The following is a 20,527-nucleotide window of genomic DNA, read 5'->3' as shown; positions in this document are numbered from 1 at the left end:
TGCCTCCTTGCAGTAGAGCTGTTGCCGGGCTTGTCGAGTCTAATGTTCCGTCTTTGCGGACGAGACTCGGGCGGTGGGTGATACGTCACGCGATCGGCTGTACCCAAAATCACCCGGTACTACAACGCCGAGAAGGGGCGCGGGGAACTGCGCGACCAGTCACGAGGGACCGGTACCCGCAAGTTCACCCACGCCCCTGGGGCGCTTGGGCGCTAGCCGCGTCCCGCCGCCTTCTGGCTCTTGCGGGAGACGGAGTCGATGACGACCGCACCGAGCAGAACGCCGCCGGTGATCATGTACTGGATCGACGTGTTCATGTTCAGCAGGTTCAGGCCGGTCGTGATCGACTGGATGACGAGCATGCCCAGCATCGCGGACCACACGGAGCCACGCCCACCGAAGAGGCTCGTACCGCCGATGACCGCGGCGGCGATCGCCAGCATCAGGGTGTTGCCGCCACCGGCGTTCAGCGTCGCGGACGCCGTCTGACCTGCGAAGAACATACCGCCGACCGCCGCGAAGCCACCGGAGATGGCGAACACGGTGATCCGGACCATCGGCACGTTGATACCGGCACGCCGCGCCGCCTCGATACCGCCGCCGACCGCGAACACCTTGCGGCCGTACGTCGTACGACGCAGCACGAAGTCCACGATCACCAGCGCCGCCAGGAAGATCACCAGCGCGTTGGACACGCCCCGCGCGTTGTTCAGCACCGCGGCGGCGACGAAGGACGCGAGCGCCAGCAGACCGACCCGGACGAGGATCTCGCCGGTGGGCCGGAAGGGCACACCGGCGGCCTTGCGCCGGCGCTGCTCGCCGAAGTTGCCGACGAGCGACAGCACGACACCGAGGCCGGCCACCAGGTAGGCGCCGATGATGGCCTGGTCCATGAAGAAGGAGCCCTGGCCGAGGATGCCCACCGGGCCGTCGTCGTTGGGGATGTTGATGGTGCCGCTGGAGCCCAGCAGCCACAGCATCAGACCGTTCCAGCCGAGGAAGCCGGCCAGGGTCACCACGAACGCCGGTACACCGATCTTCGCGAAGAACCAGCCGTGCAGGGCGCCGATCCCGAGACCGGTCAGGACCGCGAGGACCAGGGCCAGCCAGGCGTTCACCCCGTGTTCGACCACGAAGACGGCGAACAGGGTGGACGCCAGACCGCTGACGGAGCCGACGGAGAGGTCGATCTCGCCGAGCAGCAGGACGAACACCAGGCCGATGGCGAGCATCCCGGTGGCCGACATGTAGTAGCTGATGTCCGACAGGTTGTCGGCACTCAGGAAGCGGTCGTTCTTCGCCTGGAAGATGATCCAGATGATGATCAGGCCGACGACGACCGGCAGCGAGCCGAGCTCGCCGCCCTTCACCTTGCGCTTGAACTCGGTCCAGTAGCCCTTGAGGCCCTCTTCACGGACCAGCAGGCGCGGGTCGACGACGGCGACCGACGCGGCCGTGGGGTCGTCGGCGGGGGCGACGGTGGTCTGGTCCTCGACCACGCCTCCGGACTTCTCTGTGACCTTCTCGGTCTTCGACGTGTCGCTCACTTTGCCGCCTCCGTGCTGCGACGCCCCGCACGACGGGTCACGGCGTTCTCCGTGGCGCCCGTGATGGCGGCGATGATCTCTTCGTGGGTGGTGTCCTTCACGGAGAAGGAACCGTTGTTCTTACCCAGGCGCAGCACGGCGACGGTGTCGGCGACAGCCTTGACGTCGGCCATGTTGTGGCTGATGAGGATGACGCCGAGGTTGCGCTCGCGCAGCCGCTCGACGAGGTCGAGGACCTGTGCGGTCTGCTCGACGCCGAGCGCTGCGGTGGGCTCGTCGAGGATGACGACCTTGGGGTCACCGATGAGGGCGCGTGCGATGGCGACGACCTGGCGCTGACCGCCGGACAGGCTCGCGATCGGGATGCGCACGCTGGGGATGCGGATGGAGAGCGTGCTCAGCAGTTCCCTAGCGTTCTTCTCCATCGAGACCTCGTCGATGACGCCGCGGTGCAGCAGCTCGCGTCCGAGGTAGAGGTTGCCGACGACATCGAGGTTGTCGCAGAGCGCGAGGTCCTGGTAGACCGTCGCGACGCCGAGTCCCTGGGCGTCGTGCGGCTTGTTGATGCTGACCGGCTTGCCGCCCCACTCGATGACGCCCTCATCGATGGGATGCACACCGGCGATCGTCTTGACCAGCGTGGACTTTCCGGCGCCGTTGTCGCCGACCAGGGCGACCACTTCTCCGGCGTGGACCTCCAGTTCGACATCGGTGAGGGCCTGGACCGCACCGAATCGCTTGGAGACTCCGCGCAACGCCAGCACGGGCGTAGCGGACACGTGAACCATCTCCTTCGCCGCCTGACCGGCGGGGATGCCGCGCTATGGGGTTAGGCGCGGAGGGTTGTGCTCAGAGCACGGATTTACTGGATGAACTTGCTCGCAGCCCATACGACTTGGCAACGGCTGCGACAGCCATGTTTCCGTCCGGCGCCCGCCCCGCAGCGGGGTTTGAGAGTGGGGCGGGCGCCGGACAGGCTGGTGCCTGCCGAAGGGGCGTGTCCCGCGAAGGACACGCCCCGAGGGCGGGTGTTACTGGAGACCGGCCTTCTTGCACGCGGCGGCGTACGCCGAGGTGCAGATCTGGTCGACGGTGTACAGCTTGTCCTTGATCACCGTGTCCTTGATGTTGTCGACGGTGACGGAGACCGGGGTCAGCAGCTGCGACGGAACCTTGTCGCCGGAGCCGTTGGTCATGGTCTGCGTGGCGAGAGAGTCGATGCTCTTGCCCTCGAGCAGGTTGACCGCGAGCTGGGCGGCCGCGTCGGCCTCCGGCTTGAAGGCCTTGTAGACGGTGCTGGACTGGGTACCGGCGACGATGCGCTGGATACCGGCGAGCTCGGCGTCCTGGCCCGTCAGCGGGATGCCGCTGATCTTGGCGCCCTTGAGGGTGTTGGCGATACCACCGGCCATGCCGTCGTTGGCCGCGTAGACGCCCGCGATGTTCTTGGCACCCAGCTGGGTGATGGCCGCCGACATCTTCTCCGCGGCGACGGAGTCCTTCCACAGGCCGGACTGCTCGTAGGCGATCTTGACCTTGCCGTCGAGGACGCTGTGGGCGCCCTTCTTGAACAGCGCGGCGTTCGGGTCGGCGTCGTCACCGTTGATCATGACGACGTTGGCCTTGGGAGTCGCCTTGTCGCCGAGGGAGTCGAGCAGGGCCTGACCCTGGAGCTGGCCGACCTTCTCGTTGTCGAAGGAGACGTACGCGGAGACCGGGCCCTGGGCCAGACGGTCGTACGCGATGACCTTGACGCCCTTGTCGACCGCGGCCTGGATGGAGGACTTGATCGCGGCCGAGTCCTGGGCGGAGACCACGATGACCTTCACGCCCTTGGTCACCATGGTGCTGACCTGCTGGGCCTGCTTGGCGGCGTCGGCGCCGGCGTTGTTGTAGGAGACCGTGCAGTCGTCGCACAGCTCCTTGACCTTGGCCTCGAAGAACGGCCGGTCGAACTGCTCGTAACGCGTGGTGACACTGTCGGGCAGGAGCAGGCCGATCGACTTGTTGTCGGAGCTGCCGCTGTCGTTGTCGTCGTCTCCGGCCTTGCCACAGGCGGCGGCGGAGAGAGCAAGAGCCGAGACCAGAACGGGTACGGCCGCACGACGCATAAGCGTGTTCACTTTTGAAACCTCCCTGACGAGGCCGCGTCGTTGCGGCCGAGGTGGCTGGAAGTCAACTCGGCCGTACGTGCGACGTCAAGAAGTAAATACTTAACGGGTTGGCAACGGCGGGTTTCGTTCTCTAAGTGAAGGCAGGGGCTGCTGCATGCAGTGTGCCGTCCAAAAGGGTCGAATCACCCATCTCACTGAGTGCGAGAGCGAGCGCTCCGAGCACCTCCGCACGACCCCCAAGTGCCCCCGGGAGAACGGAGAGTTGACGTGCCGCGCTAGGGATGGCGTACCGGCCCACGGACTCCCTGATGGGGCCGAGCACCAGCTCACCTGCCTCGGCGAGATCACCGCCCAGGACGACCCTGCTCGGGTTCAGGAGATTGCAGAGATTGGCCACTCCACTGCCGATGTGTCGGCCGACGTCGGCGATCACCCGACGGCAGCCCGGGTCTCCGTCCCTGGCCAGCCGTACGACGCCTTCCATCGTCAGGTCGGTGCCATGACTGGACTGGAGGAGCGGCAGCACATAGCGCGCGGCCGCGAAGGTCTCCAGGCAGCCACGGTTTCCACAGCGGCAGACCGGGCCGGACTCATCAAGAGTAATATGCCCGATTTCTCCCGCTGTGCCACCCGGGCCCCGGTAGATCTTGCCGCTGATGACCAGACCGGCGCCGACACCACTGGCGACCTTGATGTACGCCAGGTCCCTGGCGCCTCTGCCGGCGCCCCAGACCATCTCGCCGAGGGCGCCCAGGTTGGCGTCGTTGTCGACGTGCACGGGGACGCCCAGACGGCCTCCCAGCTCCTCGGCGGGCTTGGTGCCGATCCACCCCGGCAGGATCGCGGAGGAGCCCAGGGAACCGGACTCCAGGTCGATCGGGCCGGGGACGCCGAGACCCACCCCGGCGATCTTGGAGCGGTCGACGCCGGTGGCCGCGATCAGGCGGTTGACCAGCTCTTCCGCCCGGTCGAAGCCCTGCGTCGAGGAGGCGTCCACGTCCAGCGGCTCGGACTCCTCGGCCAGCACCTGGTGGGCGAGGTTGCCGACCGCGACCCGTAGGTGCGTATGGCCGAAATCGACACCGATCACAATGCCGGCGTCCCCGCTGAGCGAGACGCTGCGGGCCCGCCGGCCGCCCGCCGAAGTGGGCGTGACCTCGACGGTTCCGCCCTCCTTGAGCTCGCGGACGATATTGGAGACCGTCGCCGCGGACAGACCGGTGGTCCGGGCGATCTCCGCCTGGGTGAGCGACCCGGCCAGCCGGACGGCCCGGACCACCCGTTCCAGGTTGGCTCGGTGCAGCGACGACTGCGACCCCGGAGTCTCCACGACGACCTCCTGCGCGCGGGACCGCTTCTATGAGGCCCCGTGAATGTCCAACTAGTGAACTCTAAGCTGAGCCGTTCGGGTCGCCTTCCGTCAAGAGGTTGAACAGTATCCGCGGCTCTGGGCACGCGCGCGTACGCCGCTCCCAGGGCGGGGAACGGCGTGCGCACGGTCGGTTCCGGAGCGCTACGCGCCCTTCACTTCAAGGTCGCAGATGTCAGCCCTGCCTGCACCTGGCGCTGGAAGGACAGGTACACGACCAGCATCGGGATCATCGCGATGGTCACGCCCGCGAAGAGAACCGGAAGATCGGAGGCGTACCCCTGTTGCTGCTGGAGCTGGATGAGCCCCTGGGTGAGGACATAGCGCTCGGGATCGTCACCGCTCTGCGGCTGCATGAGGACCGTCGGCAGGATGAACTGGTTCCACTGGCCCAGGGTGTTGAAGATGCCGACACTGAGCAGACCCGCCTTCGCCATCGGCAGCATCACCTGGAAGAACGTACGGGTGTGCGAGGCCCCGTCCAGGACCGCCGCCTCGAACACCGCGGTCGGCAGGGTCCGGAAGAAGGCGTGCATGAAGAAGACCGTGAACGGCATCGAGTAGGCGATGTACACCAGGATCAGCCCCTGGTAGGTGTTCAGCATGTCCAGCCGTTTGACCATGAAGAACAGCGGGACGAGGGCGAGGAACACCGGGAACATCGCGCCGGCCACGAAGAAGTAGTACAGGAAACGGTTGCCCCAGAACTCGTAGCGGGCCAGCACGTACGCCGCCATCGAGCCGAACAGCATCGTCAGCGGCACCGAGAAGACCAGCACGATGACGGTGTTGACGAAGTAGTCGCCGATGCCCTTGTCCCAGGCACGGGAGAACACGTCCAGCGACCAGTTCTGCGGCCAGCCGAAGGCCGAACCGCCGATCTGGGCATCGGTCCTGAAGGAACTCAGCACCAGCCACAGCAGCGGCAGCACGATCAGCAGCGCCCACAGGGCGAGGAAGCCGTGCGAGAAGACGTTCAGTGCGAGGCCTTCACCGCGCGGGTCGCCGGGACGTGCCGGGGTCTTGCCGACCGAGGGCTGGGCGGGGACCGAACCGCCCGAGGCGGCGGTCTCCTTGAGAGGTGCGCTCATGAGGTGTCTTCTCTCCCCGCTCAGAACTCGACGCGGTCGCGGCGGGTGGCGCGCAACGTGAACACGGACACGATCAGGGTGAGAACGAGCATGACCACGCCCATGGCGCAGGCGTACCCGCTCTTGCCGTACAGCAGGAAGTTGCGCATCATCACGGTCGCCATGACCTCGCTGTGATGGTCGGGACCGCCTCCGTAGTCGCCGGAGGTCATCGTGGAGACCAGGATGAACATGTCCATCGCCGCGATGCCGAGATAGACCCAGGCGGTCTGCACCGACTCCCAGAGCAGGGGCAGCGTGATGCGGAAGAAGGACTGCGAGCGGCCGGCACCGTCGATGAGCGCGGCCTCGTAGATGTCCTTCGGGATGGACTGCATCGCGGCGGAGAACAGCACGAGGTAGAAGCCGACGCCGTGCCAGACGACCACCACGAGCAGTGCCCACAGCACGAGGTCGGGCTCGTTGAGCCACTCGATGGGGCTCTGGGCGTCGACCAGGCCCAGCTTGATGAGGAGCCCGTTGAGCATGCCGCCGCCGTCACTGCGGTAGACGGCCCCGAACAGCACCGCCATGATCGCCAGCGACAGCACCTGCGGGAAGAAGTAGATGATCTTGTAGTACTTGGATCCGGCGACCCCCGCGACCCCGCCGGCCCGGCTGCGCCCGCCCACGTTGAGCATGAAGGCGAAGAACAGCGCGAGCAGAATGGTGACCAGGGGAATGAAGATCAGGAACAGGATGTTGTGCCAGATCGCCCCCATGAAGATGTCGTCCTGGAACAGCGCCTTGTAGTTGTCCAGGCCGACGAACTTGAAGGTCTGGGACTGCCCCTTCCAGTCGGTCAGCGAATATCCGAACGTCTGGATGTACGGCCAGATCACGAAGGTCACATAGAGCGCCACGGGAGCGAAAAGAAATCCCGCGACGAACCGGTACTGCCCTTTGCGCATTGGCGTTTCCTGCCCCTGGTCTCCCGGCGGTACGCCCGCGCCCCTTTCCGGGGGCGCGGGGCACTGTGTGATCTAGTCCCGGTGGTTCTTCTTCGACTCCGGGTCCTTGGCCTGCTTGTCGACGGCGGCCTGGGCCCGCTTCAGCCACTCCGCCGGCTGGATGCGCTTGGCCATCAGCTCGTTGGACGCGTTCTCGATCGCCGTACCCATCTCGCTGTACCACTCGGTGTACAGGAAACGGAAGGTGTCGTCACCGGCCGCCTTGGACGCCTCGACCGTCGACTGGGTGCCCGGCCGCAGCTGGACCCCGGTGTCGACGCCGTCCTTGACGATGGTCAGCGAGTTCGCCTCCTTGGCGAAGGTCGTCGACCACTCCTTGGACAGCATCATCCGCACGAACTCCTTGGCCGCGGGCAGGTTCTTGGCCTTGGCCGGGATGATGAAGGGCTCGCCGGAACCGGCCCGGATCGCCTCGAAGGGCAGCTTGCTGCCGGGCAGCAGCGGCATCGGCAGGAACTTCATGTCGAAGTCGGACGGGGTCGTCTTGAGCTGCTCGTTCTCCAGCCAGGAGCCGCTGGTGATGAACACGGCCTTGTACTGGTTCCACCGGGTCTGGGACTCGGTGTGGGTCAGGCCGTTCGTGCCGGGCATCAGGTAGCCCTTCTCGACGACCTCGTAGATCGCCTCGACGGCGGCCTTCGCGGCGTCGGAGCCCACGAACGCGTTGGGCTCGAGGTTGTCGATCGCCTTCATGGCCTCCAGACCGCCGGTCTTGGCGATCAGGTCCATGATGGCGACGTTGATGTAGTACGGGTACTTGCCCTGGTGAGCGAGGCCGCCGATGCCCTGGGACTTGGCGTCCTTGCAGATGGCGAGGAACTCGTCCCAGGTCTTGGGCTCCGTCCAGCCCTTCTCCTTGAAGAGCTTGCCGGAGTACCACAGGCCCCACACCGTGTAGATGTAGTTCAGGGCGACGACCTTGCCGCCCTGCATGCCCGCGTCGAGGGTGCCGGGGATCAGCGTGTCGCGGACCTTCTTGGCCGGGTCGTCGATCGACGGGGCGTCCAGGACCACGGCGAGGTCGAGCAGTTGGCCGTTCTTGTACAGCACGTCGATCGGGATCTGCTGGGCACCGGAGTCGTCCACGATGTCCGGCGGGTTGCCCGCGTTGAAGCGGGGCTGGAGCTTGCCGGTGATCTCCTGGGTGCCGGTGTGGACGGAGGTGACGCCCCACTTCTTCTTGAAGCTCGCCTCCCAGGCCTTGGCGTAGTCGTCGCCGTAGCCGCCCTTGAAGATGACGACGTCGAGCTTGCTGCCGTCCTTCACGCCGAAGGGATTGGACTTGGAGGTCTTGCCTCCGGTGTCGTTGTCGGAACTGTCGTCCCCGCCGCCGCTCGCGCAGGCGGAGAGGACGCTCATGGTGGGTACGGAGATCAGACCGAGCGCGGCGGACCGCTTGATCAGATCGCGGCGGCCGACGGAGCCTTTGTTGCTGTTCTCGGCGGAAGTGGATCCCATGCTCAAGTCCTCGCCTTCTCCAGGACTCAGGCGGTGAACCGGATCCTCCCGGGCACCGCGTTCGGGTCACGCTGGGTCGTGCAGGAAGTGCGGTGAATCGCCGACAGGTATAGTCCACTTCCCGCCAGCGGAGCAAGATCGAATGCAAGGTTGGCCATGGGTCTTTTCCGAGTTGAGACCTCCCGGAAATATGTGCGGGCTGTGCGCTACCTGACGGAAAAATGCCCGCCATTATGCCCGAATGCCACACCCAACACCCTTGACATCGCTGACCACTTGGGTCACAACTGATCCTTGCGCATCGAAGTTGACAACGTTGTCCGCGATGGCAGGAGGGTGCTGGCGCATGCGGCACAGAGCTCGGTACAGACGAGGGCCGGCGGTCGTTCTCACGACCGCCTTCGCTTTGGCCATGGGTTCCCAGGGGGCCGCGACCGCCCTGCCGGAGGCGCCCGGCGCCGACCGGGAGTTCGCGTCCTCCTTCGAGGCGGACGATCCGGTGCCGGACTGGACCGACACGGTGGAGCGCGCCTCGGGCGTCGACGGCGGCTACAGCAGCGGTATCCCGGGCAATGTGACCGACCGGGTCACGGACGTCCGCGCGAGCGCCGAGAACGCCTCCGGCGGCGAGGTGAAGGAGAACCTCGTCGACGGCGAGCCGGGCACCAAGTGGCTGGCGTTCCAGCCCACCGGCTGGGTGGAGTTCGACCTGGACAAACCGAGAAAGATCGTGACGTACGCCCTTGTCTCGGCCAACGACCACGCCGAGCGCGACCCCAAGGACTGGACGCTTCAGGGCTCGGCGGACGGCAAGGACTGGAAGACCCTCGACACCCGCTCCGGGGAGTCCTTCGCCGAGCGCTTCCAGACGAAGTCGTACGACCTCGCGGAGCCGGCCGAGTACCAGCACTTCCGCCTCGACGTCACCGCGAACAACGGCGCCTCCGACATCCTGCAACTCGCCGACGTGCAGTTCTCCACGGGCGGCGGCAACGGGCCCGTCCCGCCCGACATGCTCTCGCTGGTCGACCGCGGCCCGAACGGCTCCCCCACCGCGAAGGCACGGGCGGGATTCACCGGGAAGCGGGCGCTGCGGTACGCCGGGCGGCACACGGCGGACGGGCGGGCGTACTCGTACAACAAGGTCTACGACGTGAACGTGGCCGTCGGCCGGGACACCCGACTGGCGTACCGCGTCTTCCCGTCGATGGCGGACGGCGACCGGGACTACGCGGCGACGAACGTGGCGGTGGACCTGGCCTTCACGGACGGCACGTATCTGAGCGGCCTCGGGGCCCGGGACCTGCACGGCTTCGAGCTGTCGCCGCAGGGGCAGGGCGCCTCGAAGGTGCTGTACGTCAACCAGTGGAACGACGTGGCCTCGCGGATCGGGTCGGTGGCGGCCGGGAAGACGGTCGACCGGATCCTGGTGGCCTACGACTCCCCCGGCGGCCCGGCGAGGTTCCGCGGCTGGCTGGACGACGTACGGCTCGGGCCCGTGGCGCCCGAGAAGCCGAAGGCCCACCTCTCGGACTACGCGCTGACCACCCGCGGCACCAACTCCAGCGGGGCCTTCTCCCGCGGCAACAACTTCCCCGCGACCGCCGTGCCCCATGGCTTCAACTTCTGGACGCCGGTCACCAACGCCGGCTCGCTGAGCTGGCTGTACGACTACGCGCGGGCCAACAACGACGACAACCTGCCGACGATCCAGGCGTTCAGCGCGAGCCATGAGCCGAGCCCCTGGATGGGCGACCGGCAGACCTTCCAGGTGATGCCGTCCGTGGCCGCCGGCGTCCCGGAGACCGGCCGCGAGGCGCGGGAGCTGGCCTTCCGGCACGAGAACGAGACCGCGCGGCCGTACTACTACGGCGTGCGGTTCGAGAACGGGCTGAAGGCGGAGATGGCACCGACCGACCACGCGGCGGCGCTGCGCTTCACCTACCCCGGCGACGAGGCGAGCGTCCTCTTCGACAACGTGACGGACCAGGCGGGGCTGACGCTCGACAAGGCGGCCGGGGTCGTCACCGGGTACTCGGACGTGAAGTCCGGGCTGTCGACCGGGGCGACGCGGCTCTTCGTGTACGGGGTCTTCGACAAGCCGGTGGTCGAGGGCGACTCCAGCGGGGTCAAGGGCTATCTGCGGTTCAAGGACCGGACCGTCACACTGCGGCTGGCGACCTCGCTCATCAGCATCGACCAGGCGAAGGACAACCTGCGCCAGGAGATCCCGGACGGCACCTCCTTCGAGACGGTGAAGTCGCGCGCCCAGCGGCAGTGGGACCGGCTGCTCGGCAAGGTCGAGGTCGAGGGCGCCACCGAGGACCAGCTGACCACGCTGTACTCCAGCCTGTACCGGCTGTACCTGTACCCCAACTCCGGCTTCGAGAAGGTCGGTTCGAAACACCAGTACGCCTCGCCGTTCTCGCCGATGCCGGGGCCCGACACCCCGACGCACACCGGGGCGAAGATCGTCGACGGCAAGGTGTACGTCAACAACGGCTTCTGGGACACCTATCGGACGACCTGGCCGGCGTACTCGCTCCTGACGCCCTCTCAGGCGGGCGAGATGGTAGACGGGTTCGTGCAGCAGTACAAGGATGGCGGGTGGACCTCGCGCTGGTCCTCCCCCGGCTACGCGGATCTGATGACCGGCACGTCCTCGGACGTCGCCTTCGCCGACGCGTACGTCAAGGGCGTCGACTTCGACGCCGAGTCGGCGTACGAGGCGGCCGTGAAGAACGCGACCGTCGTGCCGCCTACGTCGGGCGTGGGCCGCAAGGGGATGGAGACCTCCCCGTTCCTCGGCTACACCGGCACCGAGACGCATGAGGGCCTGTCGTGGGCGCTGGAGGGCTACCTCAACGACTACGGCATCGCGCGGATGGGACAGGCGCTGTACGACAAGACGGGTGAGAAGCGGTACGAGGAGGAGTCGGAGTACTTCCTCAACCGGGCCCGGGAGTACGTGAACCTCTTCGATTCCCGGGCCGGCTTCTTCCAGGGGCGGGATCTCGCCGGTGACTGGCGGGTGGAGTCGTCGAAGTACGACCCTCGTGTCTGGGGTTTCGACTACACGGAGACCAACGGCTGGGGGTACGCCTTCACCGCCCCGCAGGACAGCCGCGGCCTGGCCAACCTGTACGGCGGCCGCCGCGGGCTCGCCGAGAAGCTCGACGAGTACTTCGCCACCCCGGAGACGGCCTCGCCGGACTTCGTCGGCTCCTACGGCGGGGTCATCCACGAGATGACGGAGGCCCGGGACGTCCGCATGGGCATGTACGGGCACTCCAACCAGGTCGCCCACCATGTGAACTACATGTACGACGCGGCCGGCCGGCCGTGGAAGACCCAGCGCAACGTCCGTGAGGTGCTGTCCCGGCTCTACACCGGCAGTGCGATCGGGCAGGGCTATCACGGTGACGAGGACAACGGCGAGCAGTCGGCGTGGTTCCTCTTCTCCGCGCTGGGCTTCTATCCGCTGGTGATGGGCAGCGGCGAGTACGCCGTCGGCTCACCGTTGTTCACCAAGGCGACCGTGCATCTGGAGAACGGACGGGACCTCGTCGTCAAGGCGCCGAAGAACAGCACCCGCAATGTGTATGTGCAGGGCCTGAAGGTCAACGGGCGTACCTGGACGTCGACTTCGCTTCCGCACTCGCTGATCTCGAAGGGTGGCACGCTGATCTTCGACATGGGTCCGCGGCCCTCGTCCTGGGGCACGGGCAAGAACGCCGCCCCGGTGTCGATCACCAAGGACGACAAGGTGCCGACGCCTCGGGCGGATGTGCTGAAGGGCCCGGGCGAGCTCTTCGACAACACGTCGGCGAGCGAAGTGGCGGTGACGGAGACCGAGTTGCCGGTCACCGAGGAGGTCGAGGCGGTGCAGTACACGCTCACCTCGCCCTCGGACCGGACGAAGGCGCCCAAGGGCTGGGTGCTCCAGGGGTCGGCCGACGGGACCTCGTGGGAGACGCTGGACGAGCGGTCCGGTGAGTCCTTCGCCTGGGACAGACAGACACGCGCGTTCACGGTGGGGTCGCCGGGTACGTACGAGAGGTACCGCCTCGTGCTGGACGGCGAGGCGACCGTTTCCGAGGTCGAACTGCTGGCCTGAGCCGCCTAGTTGGGAGTCCCGTGCCTCATCTTCCGGAAAGTGTCGACCCTGCCTGGCTGACCCCCGGCGCCTTCCGGCCGATCGGCAGCCGCCGGACGCTCATCCGTGGTGGTGAGGGTCCGGCCGTGGACTCGGTGCACGAGGAAGTGGCGCAGGCCTGCGCCCGGTTCGGGGGACACGTCGAGCGCGACGCGTCCTCCGGACCGTACGACCTGCTGCTGGACCTGACCGGCGACGACGGGTCCGAGGGGTTCACGTTCGCACGGGAGGACGGCCGGACGACGGTCACCGCGTCCGGCCGGCCAGGCCTGCTGTACGGCCTCTTCCACGTCGTACGGCTCGGCGAGGACGCCTTCCGGGGCGAACCCCGTCGGGAGACGCATCGCCCGGCCTTGGGCCTGCGCATGCTGGACCACTGGGACAACGTGTCCGTGCACCCGGTGATGGGCCAGGTGGAGCGCGGGTACGCGGGTGGCTCGCTGTTCTGGGAGGACGGGCGGGCGCGCGGGGATCTCGAGCGGGTCATGGCGTACGGCAGGCTGCTCGCCTCGTGCGGGATCAACGCCGTGGCCGTGAACAACGTCAACGTGCACCGGGCCGAGGCGCGGCTGCTGACCGAGCGGATCGGCGAGGTCGCCGCGATCGCGGGCGCGTTGAGGGCGTACGGGATCCGGACGCATCTGTCCGTGAGCTTCGCCGCGCCGGTCGTGCTCGGCGGGCTCGCGACGGCCGACCCGCTCGACGAGGGGGTGCGGACGTGGTGGGCCGAGGCGACCGCGCGGGTGTACGAGGCGATACCTGACTTCGGCGGGTACGTGGTGAAGGCCGACTCGGAGGGGCAGCCGGGGCCGTTCGCCTACGGCCGCTCGCACGCCGAGGGGGCGAACATGCTCGCCGCCGCGCTGGAGCCGTACGGCGGCACCGTGCACTGGCGGGCCTTCGTCTACGACCACCGGCAGGACTGGCGGGACCGGACGACGGACCGGGCGCGTGCGGCCTACGACCATTTCGTGCCGCTGGACGGGGAGTTCGCGTCGAACGCCGTGCTCCAGGTCAAGCACGGGCCGATGGACTTCCAGGTACGGGAGCCGGTCTCACCGCTGATCGGCGCGATGCCCGGCACCCGGCTCGCGGTGGAGTTGCAGGCGACGCAGGAGTACACCGGGCAGCAACGGCATGTGTGCTGGCTGGGGCCGATGTGGAGCGAGGTGCTGCGGTTCCGGCCCGACGGCACGCCGGTGGCGGAGCTGGCGGATGCCCTGGTCGCCGTCTCCAACGTCGGCGACGACCCGTTCTGGACCGGGCATCCGCTGGCCCAGGCGAACCTCTACACCTTCGGACGGCTGGCCTGGCGGCCGGACGCGGACCCGCTGGAGATCCTCGACGAGTGGATCCGGCTCACCTTCGGGACGGAGCCGGCGGCGGGGGTGCGCGCGGTGATGGAGGGGTCGTGGCGCACGTACGAGAGGTACACCGCGCCGCTCGGGGTCGGTTTCATGGTGCAGCCCGGTCACCACTACGGGCCGAGCGTGGACGGATACGAGTACAGCCCGTGGGGGACCTACCACTTCGCCGACCGGGACGGCATCGGCGTGGACCGCAGCGCGGCGACCGGCACGGGGTACGCGGCGCAGTACGCCAAGCCCTGGGCCGAGGTGTACGAGTCGCCGGAGACCTGCCCGGACGAGCTGCTGCTGTTCTTCCACCATGTGCCGTACGGGCATGTGCTGCACAGCGGTGAGACGGTGATCCAGCACATCTACGACACCCATTTCAAGGGCGTGGAAGAGGTGGAGGCCGCCCGGCGGGTGTGGGCCTCGCTGGTGGAGGTGGTCGACGCCGAACGCCACTCGCGGGTGACGGAGCGGTTCGAGGAGCAGCTCCGCTGTGCCCGCGAGTGGCGCGACCAGATCAACAGCTACTTCTTCCGGAAGTCCGGTGTGCCCGACGCACACGGGCGCCGGATCCACTAGCCGCGTCTACTGGATCCGCAGGATCGCCGTGCCCAGCGGGTCGAGGGTCAGGGGCTCGCCCTTCTCGATCCGCTTGCCGGTGAGCAGGTCGGTGGCGGTGGTGTGGGCGGTGAGGCGGGCCGGTTCGCAGGTGTGGTTGAGGAGGAAGAGGAGGCGCGTGCCGTCGGGGGCGATCCGGGCCGCTGTCTCGACGGCCGGGTGGTCGGCGTAGGGGCCGAGCAGGTCGTGGCGGGCGAGGACGCGGCGGACCACCTCGTCGACGCCGGGCTGGTCGAGGGCGGTGGCGACGTACCAGGCCTCGCCCTCCCCGAACGCGTTGCGGGTGACGGCGGGGGTGCCCGCGTAGAAGTCGGTGCCGTAGGTGGCGACCGGCTCGGCGCCGCGCAGTTGGACGATCTCGAAGACGAGGCGGGCTTGCGACCCCAGCTCGGGTACGGGCTGGGTGAACTCCGGTTGCCGGGAGTCCCATTCGTCGATCCGCACGCCCATCAGGGGCGCGAGCGGGCCCGGTACGTCGGTGAGGAACGCCCGGTCGTACTGGTCGCCGCGCCCCGAGAGGAACGTCGTCAGTACGGTGCCGCCGCGTGCGGCGACCGCTTCCAGGCGCTCGGCGAGGTCGCCCTTGACCAGGTGCAGGACGGGGGCGAGCACCACGTCGTAGGAGGTCAGGTCGGCGGTCTGCGGGACGACGTCCACGTCGGCACCGGCCTCGCGGGCGGCGCGGTAGTAGGCGTGGACCACCTCCTGGTACTTGACCAGCCGGGAGGGGCCGTCGGAGATCTCCAGGGCCCACCAGCTGTCCCAGTCGAAGACCAGGGCGGTGCGGGCGGGGGTGCGGGCGCCGAGCGTGGAGTCACCCAGCGCCTCCAACTCCCTTCCCAACTCGGCCACTTCGCCGAAGACCCGGGTGTCGTCGCGGCCCGCGTGACCGATGACCGCGCCGTGGTACTTCTCGCAGGCACCACGGGAGGCGCGCATCTGGAAGTAGAGGGCCGCGTCGGCGCCATGGGCGATGGCCTGGAACGTGGCCAGCCTCAACTCCCCGGGGCGACGCAGGGGGTTGACGTCCCGGCACGCGGTCGTGGACGGCGTCTGCTCCATCAGCCAGAACGGGGCGCCGTCCTTCAGGCCGCGCATCAGGTCATGGGCCAGGGCGGGCCAGGTCGGCGGGGCGTCGAGGGGCGGGTAGCTGTCCCAGGAGGCGAAGTCGAGGTGCGGGGCCCAGCGGTGGTAGTCGAGGGGGCGAAACATGCCCATGAAGTTGGTGGTGACGGGGGTCCGCGGGTCGTGGGCGCGGATCACCTCCTTCTCGGCGAGGAAGCAGCCGAGGAGGGCGTCGGTGGTGAAGCGGAAGTAGTCGAGGGTGGTGCCCTGGAAGGCGGTGTGGTCGGGGCCGCGCCAGTGCTCGGTGAGGGCGCTGGGGGGTTCGATCTCGGCCCAGTCGGTGTAGCGGTGCGACCAGAAGGTGGTCCACCAGGCGTCGTTGAGGGCGTCAAGGGTGACGTATTCGGTCCTGAGCCACTCGCGGAAGGCCTCGGCGCAGTGCTCGCAGTAACAGGCGCCGCCGTACTCGTTGTTGATGTGCCAGGCGAGCAACGCCGGGTGCTCGGCGTACCGTTCGGCCAGCCGGGCGGCCACAGCCGTCGAGAGGCGGCGGTACGCCGGTGAGCTGGGGCAGAAGTTGTGGCGCTGGCCGTAGCGGTGGCGGCGGCCCTCGAAGTCGGTGCGGTTGACCTCGGGGTACTTCTTGGCGAGCCAGGGCGGGAGGGCGGCGGTGCCGGTGGCGAGGCAGATCTGGCGGCCCTCGGCGGCGGCACGGTCGAGGATCCGGTCCAGGACGGTGAAGTCGTGGGTGTCCTCGGCGGGCTGGGTGAGCGACCAGGAGAAGACGCCGACGGTGAGGGTGTCGATGCCGGCCCGGGTGAAGAGCCGGTGGTCCTCGTCCCAGGTGGACTGCGGCCATTGCTCGGGGTTGTAGTCGCCGCCGTACCGGATCTTGCGACTCATACGGTGAAGTCCTCCTGGGTCTCGGCGATCACCGGGCGGCCGCCGTGCAGCAGGGACAGCAGCAGCGGGGCGGCCAGCAGGGCGGGCAGGGCCTCGGTGAGCAGGGCGGTCCCCGCGGCGGTCAGGACGAGCAGCGAGGCGCTGGCGAGGGTGGCGCGGCCGTGCCGGAAGAGGAAGTAGCCGGCGAGGCGGGCGGTGTCGCGGGCCCGGAAGCTGAAGAGGGAGGTCAGGACGAGTGCGTGGGCTCCCCAGAGGAGGGAGCCGAGGCCGATCGCCGCGAGCAGCACCGCCCACCAGCCGGGCAGGCCGGTCGCGGAGAAGTGGGTGAGCGTGAAGGCGATGACCGTGAGCCAGGTGAGCAGGGGCGTCCACAGTTTCAGGACGGGGAACGCGTTGAGCCGCCAGCCGCGCCAGTAGGTGCGGGCCGGGTGGAGGTCGGTGAGGTCGCGGTCGCGGTGGTGCAGGGCATAGAGGGCGGCGGCGCAGGCGGGGCCGAACGGGAGCAGGCAGAGGGCGGCGAGGGGGATGTTGGAGGGGTCGGGGCCGAGCAGGAAGAGGCCGGCCAGGCCGGGGGCGGCCGCGACCAGGAGGAGGGCCTCGACCGTGACGAGGGTGTGGATGAGGGCGGCGGCCCGGGAGAGGGGGCCGATGCCGAAGGCGGTGGACGGGGTGCTCATCGCGCCTCCCTTCCGAGCAGTCTCCGCTCGTCCGTCCAGGGCGGTGCCTCGTCCACGACCGCGCTGACCTCGACGAGGGTCACCTCGTGGCGGCTCAGCGTCAGATCCAGGCCCACCCGGCCGTCCTCCACCGGCAGCCGCAGATGCCGCCGGGCGGGTTCGGCCGCTTCACGGAGAACGTCGAGCTGGTCCGGCCGGGGTGAGCGGGGGCTGCCCATCCGCTGCCAGGCCGTGCGCGCGTTGCCGTGCTCCTCGTCCACGCCGGACCGGCGCACGAACGCCTCCCCGGCCCCCTCCACCGGTACGGACAGCCGCAGCCGGTGCTGCGACGGCCCGAGTGTCTCGCCGCTCGCGTCGACCGGCGCCCACGCGAGGACCGTGACCCGGCCGTCCGGGTGCCGGGTGACCAGGTGGTCGTCGCCGCGCCGCAGGAGCTCGTCGCCCATCCGGGCCATGAACGCGTACAGGTGGTACGTCGGCTTCTTCACCTGTCGGTGGGTGAGCAGGCCGAAGCCGCCGTGGAAGAGCGCGGTCGGCGGGCCGGCCTCCTCGAACATGTCGCTGAACGTCCAGTACGAGAAGGAGTCCACGTGGTCGCCGCCCGACGCCAGCACGGGGGCCAGGTACGCGGCGTGGAAGGCGGTGTCGTGGACCGGGTTGTCAGGGCGGTAGGAGGAGTTGAACTCCGTGATGTGGACGGGCAGTTCGGCCAGCCGGGTGCCCTTCAGTCGCTCGCGGGGGGTGGCGAACTGGTCGATCAGGCCCTGCGCGGGACCCAGCGTCTGGTGCACGCCGAACGGCACGTGCTGGGCGGGCCCGGAGGTGTAGGCGTGCTTCGACACGAAGTCGACGGGGACGTCGTGCCGCTCGACGAACTCGGCGAAGCGGTCCAGCCAGTCGTCGGCGCCGGGCGAGAGGGCCGGACCCCCGACCCGGAGGGACGCGTCCACCTCCTTCACCGCCCGGGCGGTCACCTCGTACAGCCGGTGGTAGGCCTTCTCGTCCGCGCCCTCCCAGAAGTCGGGGAGGTTGGGCTCGTTCCACACCTCTATGGGCCAGGTGCGGACCTCGTCGAGGCCGTAGCGGTCGACGAGGTGGGCGAGGGTCGCTCTCACGAGCGCCGCCCACTCCTGGTGCGAGCGGGGCGGGGTGACATTGCCCCGCCACCAGAACACCGTCCGCTCGCCCGACGCCAACCCCGCGGGCATGAAGCCGAGTTCGAGGAAGGGACGGATACCGAGCGCCAGGTAGGCGTCGACGACCTGGTCGACGTAGGTGAACGAGTGGTGGACGCGCCGGGCGCCCTCCCACTCGTAGGGCCGATGGACGCCCAGGCCGTCGCTCAGCAGCCCGTGCCCCCGGATGTACCGGAAGCCGATCTCGTCCTGGAGGAGCTTCAGCGAGTCCTGGTAGTCCCGGCGCAGGGCGAGTTCGACGCGGCCGGTGCCGACGCAGTGGCGCCAGGCATCGGGGAACCGGCCGGTGCCCTCGATCGGGACGCGGATCACCCGTTCTCCTTCTTGAACCGTTCGTACGCCTTGTTGTGGAGGTCGACGAGCTGCTGCATGTTCTTCGACTTCAACTCGCTGACGTAGTCGTCCCATTCGGACATCGGGCGCTTGCCGAGGACGAACTGGAGGGTGTTCTGGATGACGGTGTCCTTGAGCGGTGTCTCCCAGAGGGTCGCCTGCTCCTGCTCGACGGACTGCAGGGGGTGGGCGGGGTCGATGGGAAGCTCGGTGCGCTCGGCCATGGCGTCCTGGAACTTCTTCTCGTCCGGGCTGAAGTTGGAGGAGACCAGGGCCCAGCTGCCGCCGTAGGTGAAGACGCCGTTGAAGAAGCCGAAGTCCTTCTGGAGGTCCTTCGGGGCGTCCGGGTCGGAGCCCATGAGGGTGATGCCGGGCTCCAGCTTGTACTGGCCGCCGGACTCCGTGTAAGTGGTGCCCTCCACACCCCACTTGCAGAACTTCTGGCCCTCGTCGGAGTACCAGAGCCAGTCCACGAACTGCATCATCGCGACGAAGGTGTCGGCCTTGAGCGCCTTGCTGGAGACCATGACGCCGTTCTCCAGCCGGGTGCCGCCCAGCACCACCGGGCCCGCCGGTCCGAGGGGCACCGGCACCATCTCGATCTTCGCGCCCTTGACCTGCTTCTCCAGGTTGTAGCGGTAGTTCTGCACCAGCTCCTGCGGATTGGCGCTGATCGCATAGGACTTCTCGGCCAGCAGCTTCTGCACGGCCTGGTCGTCCTGCTGGGTGAAGCTCTCCGGATCGAGCAGCTTCTCGGTGACGATCTTCCTCAGGTACTCGACCATCTGGCGGTAGGCGTCCGTCGCCGCGTTGAAGACGAACTTCTGCGCCTTGGTGTCGAAGGTGATGTTGTTGTACGACCAGCCCGCTTTGACCCCGTACGCCTGGCCGAGATAGCCGAACAGCGCGCCGCACGGGAAGGGGGTGTTAGTGCTCCAGCGGTCGGTCCAGGGGTATTTGTCGGGGTACTCCGCCTTCAGCGCCTTCAGGACGTCGTACACCTCGTCCCAGCTGGCGGGCAGGGTCAGACCGTGCTTGTCGAGGATGTCGGTGCGGAAGGACAGCGAGTAGCCGGACTTGACCTTCTCGTGCAGGCCGGGCAGCAGGTAGTACTTGCCGTCGGACTGGCGTATGGAGTCCAGCTCGGGCTCCAGCTGCCACTTCTTCACCTTGTGCTGGTAGTTGGGCATCAGGTGCACGTACTCGCTGACCGGGAGGATCGCGCCGGAGGACACGAAGGCGACCTCGCCCGGGTGGTACGTCTTCGGGATCAGGAAGGGGGCGTCGCCCGCACCGATGAGGACGCTGCGCTTCTTCTCGTAGTCCGCCAGCGGGACGTCGACCGGCTTGATGGTGATCCCGGTGCGCCTGGTGACCTCCTTCCAGAACAGCCAGCCGCTCTTCGTCGGGTAGACCGGGTTGTTGTTGTGCAGCATCGAGAAGGACAGCGGCTTCGCGGCCTTGAACTGCTGGCCGGCGCGGTACTCCTTCATGGCGCCGTTCTGCTTCTTGGAGAGGTCCTTGCTGTCCCCGCCGTCGTCGCCGCTGCCGCACCCGGTGAGGCCGGCGAGTCCGATGAAACCTGCGGCCGCCAGGATCTGACGCCGCGACAGCTGCCCTTCGTTCCTCACGGAT

At 68.2% G+C, this 20,527-nt stretch carries 13 protein-coding genes; 2 read left to right on the top strand and 11 right to left on the bottom strand.

Features of this window, described 5'->3' with window-relative positions:
* Positions 1 to 212 precede the first annotated feature (212 nt).
* From OHU89_RS36915 to ngcE, 7 genes are all read right to left on the bottom strand, one after another.
* A complete protein-coding gene (locus OHU89_RS36915) occupies positions 213 to 1,547 on the bottom strand; it encodes a sugar ABC transporter permease (RefSeq protein WP_405649287.1) in 1,335 nt (444 codons plus the stop codon).
* The gene (locus OHU89_RS36910) at positions 1,544 to 2,335 is read right to left on the bottom strand and encodes an ATP-binding cassette domain-containing protein (protein ID WP_405649286.1); all 792 of its coding nucleotides are present in this window, start codon (positions 2,333 to 2,335) and stop codon (positions 1,544 to 1,546) included. The genes OHU89_RS36915 and OHU89_RS36910 overlap by 4 nt, the downstream gene beginning before the upstream one ends.
* 243 nt (positions 2,336 to 2,578) lie before the next feature.
* Positions 2,579 to 3,658 carry a sugar ABC transporter substrate-binding protein gene (locus tag OHU89_RS36905; RefSeq protein ID WP_405654809.1) on the bottom strand — a complete coding sequence of 360 codons (1,080 nt, stop codon included), beginning with the start codon at positions 3,656 to 3,658 and terminating at the stop codon, positions 2,579 to 2,581.
* Positions 3,659 to 3,791: 133 nt separating this feature from the next.
* Positions 3,792 to 4,991 carry an ROK family protein gene (locus OHU89_RS36900; protein ID WP_405649285.1) on the bottom strand — a complete coding sequence of 400 codons (1,200 nt, stop codon included), beginning with the start codon at positions 4,989 to 4,991 and terminating at the stop codon, positions 3,792 to 3,794.
* A gap of 194 nt (positions 4,992 to 5,185) precedes the next feature.
* Positions 5,186 to 6,121 carry a carbohydrate ABC transporter permease gene (locus tag OHU89_RS36895; protein WP_327719951.1) on the bottom strand — a complete coding sequence of 312 codons (936 nt, stop codon included), beginning with the start codon at positions 6,119 to 6,121 and terminating at the stop codon, positions 5,186 to 5,188.
* Between the two features lie 20 nt (positions 6,122 to 6,141).
* Positions 6,142 to 7,071: a carbohydrate ABC transporter permease gene (locus OHU89_RS36890; protein ID WP_307024741.1), complete on the bottom strand. Its 930-nt coding sequence runs from the start codon at positions 7,069 to 7,071 to the stop codon at positions 6,142 to 6,144.
* Between the two features lie 72 nt (positions 7,072 to 7,143).
* On the bottom strand, positions 7,144 to 8,589 hold the full coding sequence (ngcE, locus tag OHU89_RS36885) for an N-acetylglucosamine/diacetylchitobiose ABC transporter substrate-binding protein (protein ID WP_405649284.1): 1,446 nt from the start codon (positions 8,587 to 8,589) through the stop codon (positions 7,144 to 7,146).
* A gap of 346 nt (positions 8,590 to 8,935) precedes the next feature.
* Here ngcE and OHU89_RS36880 point away from each other — a divergent pair, with 346 nt between their 5' ends.
* Positions 8,936 to 12,706, top strand: a complete 3,771-nt coding sequence (locus tag OHU89_RS36880; RefSeq protein WP_405649282.1) for a GH92 family glycosyl hydrolase — start codon at positions 8,936 to 8,938, stop codon at positions 12,704 to 12,706.
* A 20-nt stretch (positions 12,707 to 12,726) separates the two neighbouring features.
* Positions 12,727 to 14,679, top strand: coding sequence for an alpha-glucuronidase (locus tag OHU89_RS36875; protein ID WP_405649281.1), 1,953 nt, complete (start codon positions 12,727 to 12,729; stop codon positions 14,677 to 14,679).
* Positions 14,680 to 14,685: 6 nt separating this feature from the next.
* On the opposite strand, the gene OHU89_RS36870 is transcribed toward OHU89_RS36875, so the two are convergent.
* From OHU89_RS36870 to OHU89_RS36855, 4 genes are read right to left on the bottom strand one after another with little or no spacing between them, the layout of a single operon-like run.
* Positions 14,686 to 16,686 (bottom strand): beta-galactosidase, encoded by a 2,001-nt coding sequence (locus tag OHU89_RS36870; protein ID WP_405649280.1) that lies wholly within the window; start codon positions 16,684 to 16,686, stop codon positions 14,686 to 14,688.
* The gene (locus OHU89_RS36865) at positions 16,683 to 17,363 is read right to left on the bottom strand and encodes a hypothetical protein (protein ID WP_405649279.1); all 681 of its coding nucleotides are present in this window, start codon (positions 17,361 to 17,363) and stop codon (positions 16,683 to 16,685) included. Before OHU89_RS36865 ends, OHU89_RS36870 begins: the two co-directional genes overlap by 4 nt.
* Positions 17,360 to 18,871 carry a GH39 family glycosyl hydrolase gene (locus tag OHU89_RS36860; protein WP_405649278.1) on the bottom strand — a complete coding sequence of 504 codons (1,512 nt, stop codon included), beginning with the start codon at positions 18,869 to 18,871 and terminating at the stop codon, positions 17,360 to 17,362. Before OHU89_RS36860 ends, OHU89_RS36865 begins: the two co-directional genes overlap by 4 nt.
* Entirely contained in the window at positions 18,868 to 20,523 is a 1,656-nt protein-coding gene (locus OHU89_RS36855; RefSeq protein WP_405649277.1) for an extracellular solute-binding protein, read from the bottom strand. Before OHU89_RS36855 ends, OHU89_RS36860 begins: the two co-directional genes overlap by 4 nt.
* Positions 20,524 to 20,527 lie beyond the last annotated feature (4 nt).

The sequence above is a fragment of the Streptomyces sp. NBC_00019 genome (genome assembly GCF_045041015.1).
Taxonomy (GTDB): Bacteria; Actinomycetota; Actinomycetes; order Streptomycetales; family Streptomycetaceae; genus Streptomyces.
The sequence above is the reverse complement of the archived record's forward strand: the minus strand, read 5'-3'. Positions and strand labels throughout refer to the sequence as shown.

What these genes read in the sequence shown, in the direction of transcription:
- OHU89_RS36910 (WP_405649286.1), bottom strand. Translation starts at nt 2,335, where the DNA reads ATGGTTCACGTGTCCGCTACGCCCGTGCTGGCGTTGCGCGGAGTCTCC.
- OHU89_RS36905 (WP_405654809.1), bottom strand. Translation starts at nt 3,658, where the DNA reads ATGCGTCGTGCGGCCGTACCCGTTCTGGTCTCGGCTCTTGCTCTCTCC.
- OHU89_RS36895 (WP_327719951.1), bottom strand. Translation starts at nt 6,121, where the DNA reads ATGAGCGCACCTCTCAAGGAGACCGCCGCCTCGGGCGGTTCGGTCCCC.
- OHU89_RS36890 (WP_307024741.1), bottom strand. Translation starts at nt 7,071, where the DNA reads ATGCGCAAAGGGCAGTACCGGTTCGTCGCGGGATTTCTTTTCGCTCCC.
- ngcE (WP_405649284.1), bottom strand. Translation starts at nt 8,589, where the DNA reads ATGGGATCCACTTCCGCCGAGAACAGCAACAAAGGCTCCGTCGGCCGC.
- OHU89_RS36880 (WP_405649282.1), top strand. Translation starts at nt 8,936, where the DNA reads ATGCGGCACAGAGCTCGGTACAGACGAGGGCCGGCGGTCGTTCTCACG.
- OHU89_RS36870 (WP_405649280.1), bottom strand. Translation starts at nt 16,686, where the DNA reads ATGAGTCGCAAGATCCGGTACGGCGGCGACTACAACCCCGAGCAATGG.
- OHU89_RS36865 (WP_405649279.1), bottom strand. Translation starts at nt 17,363, where the DNA reads ATGAGCACCCCGTCCACCGCCTTCGGCATCGGCCCCCTCTCCCGGGCC.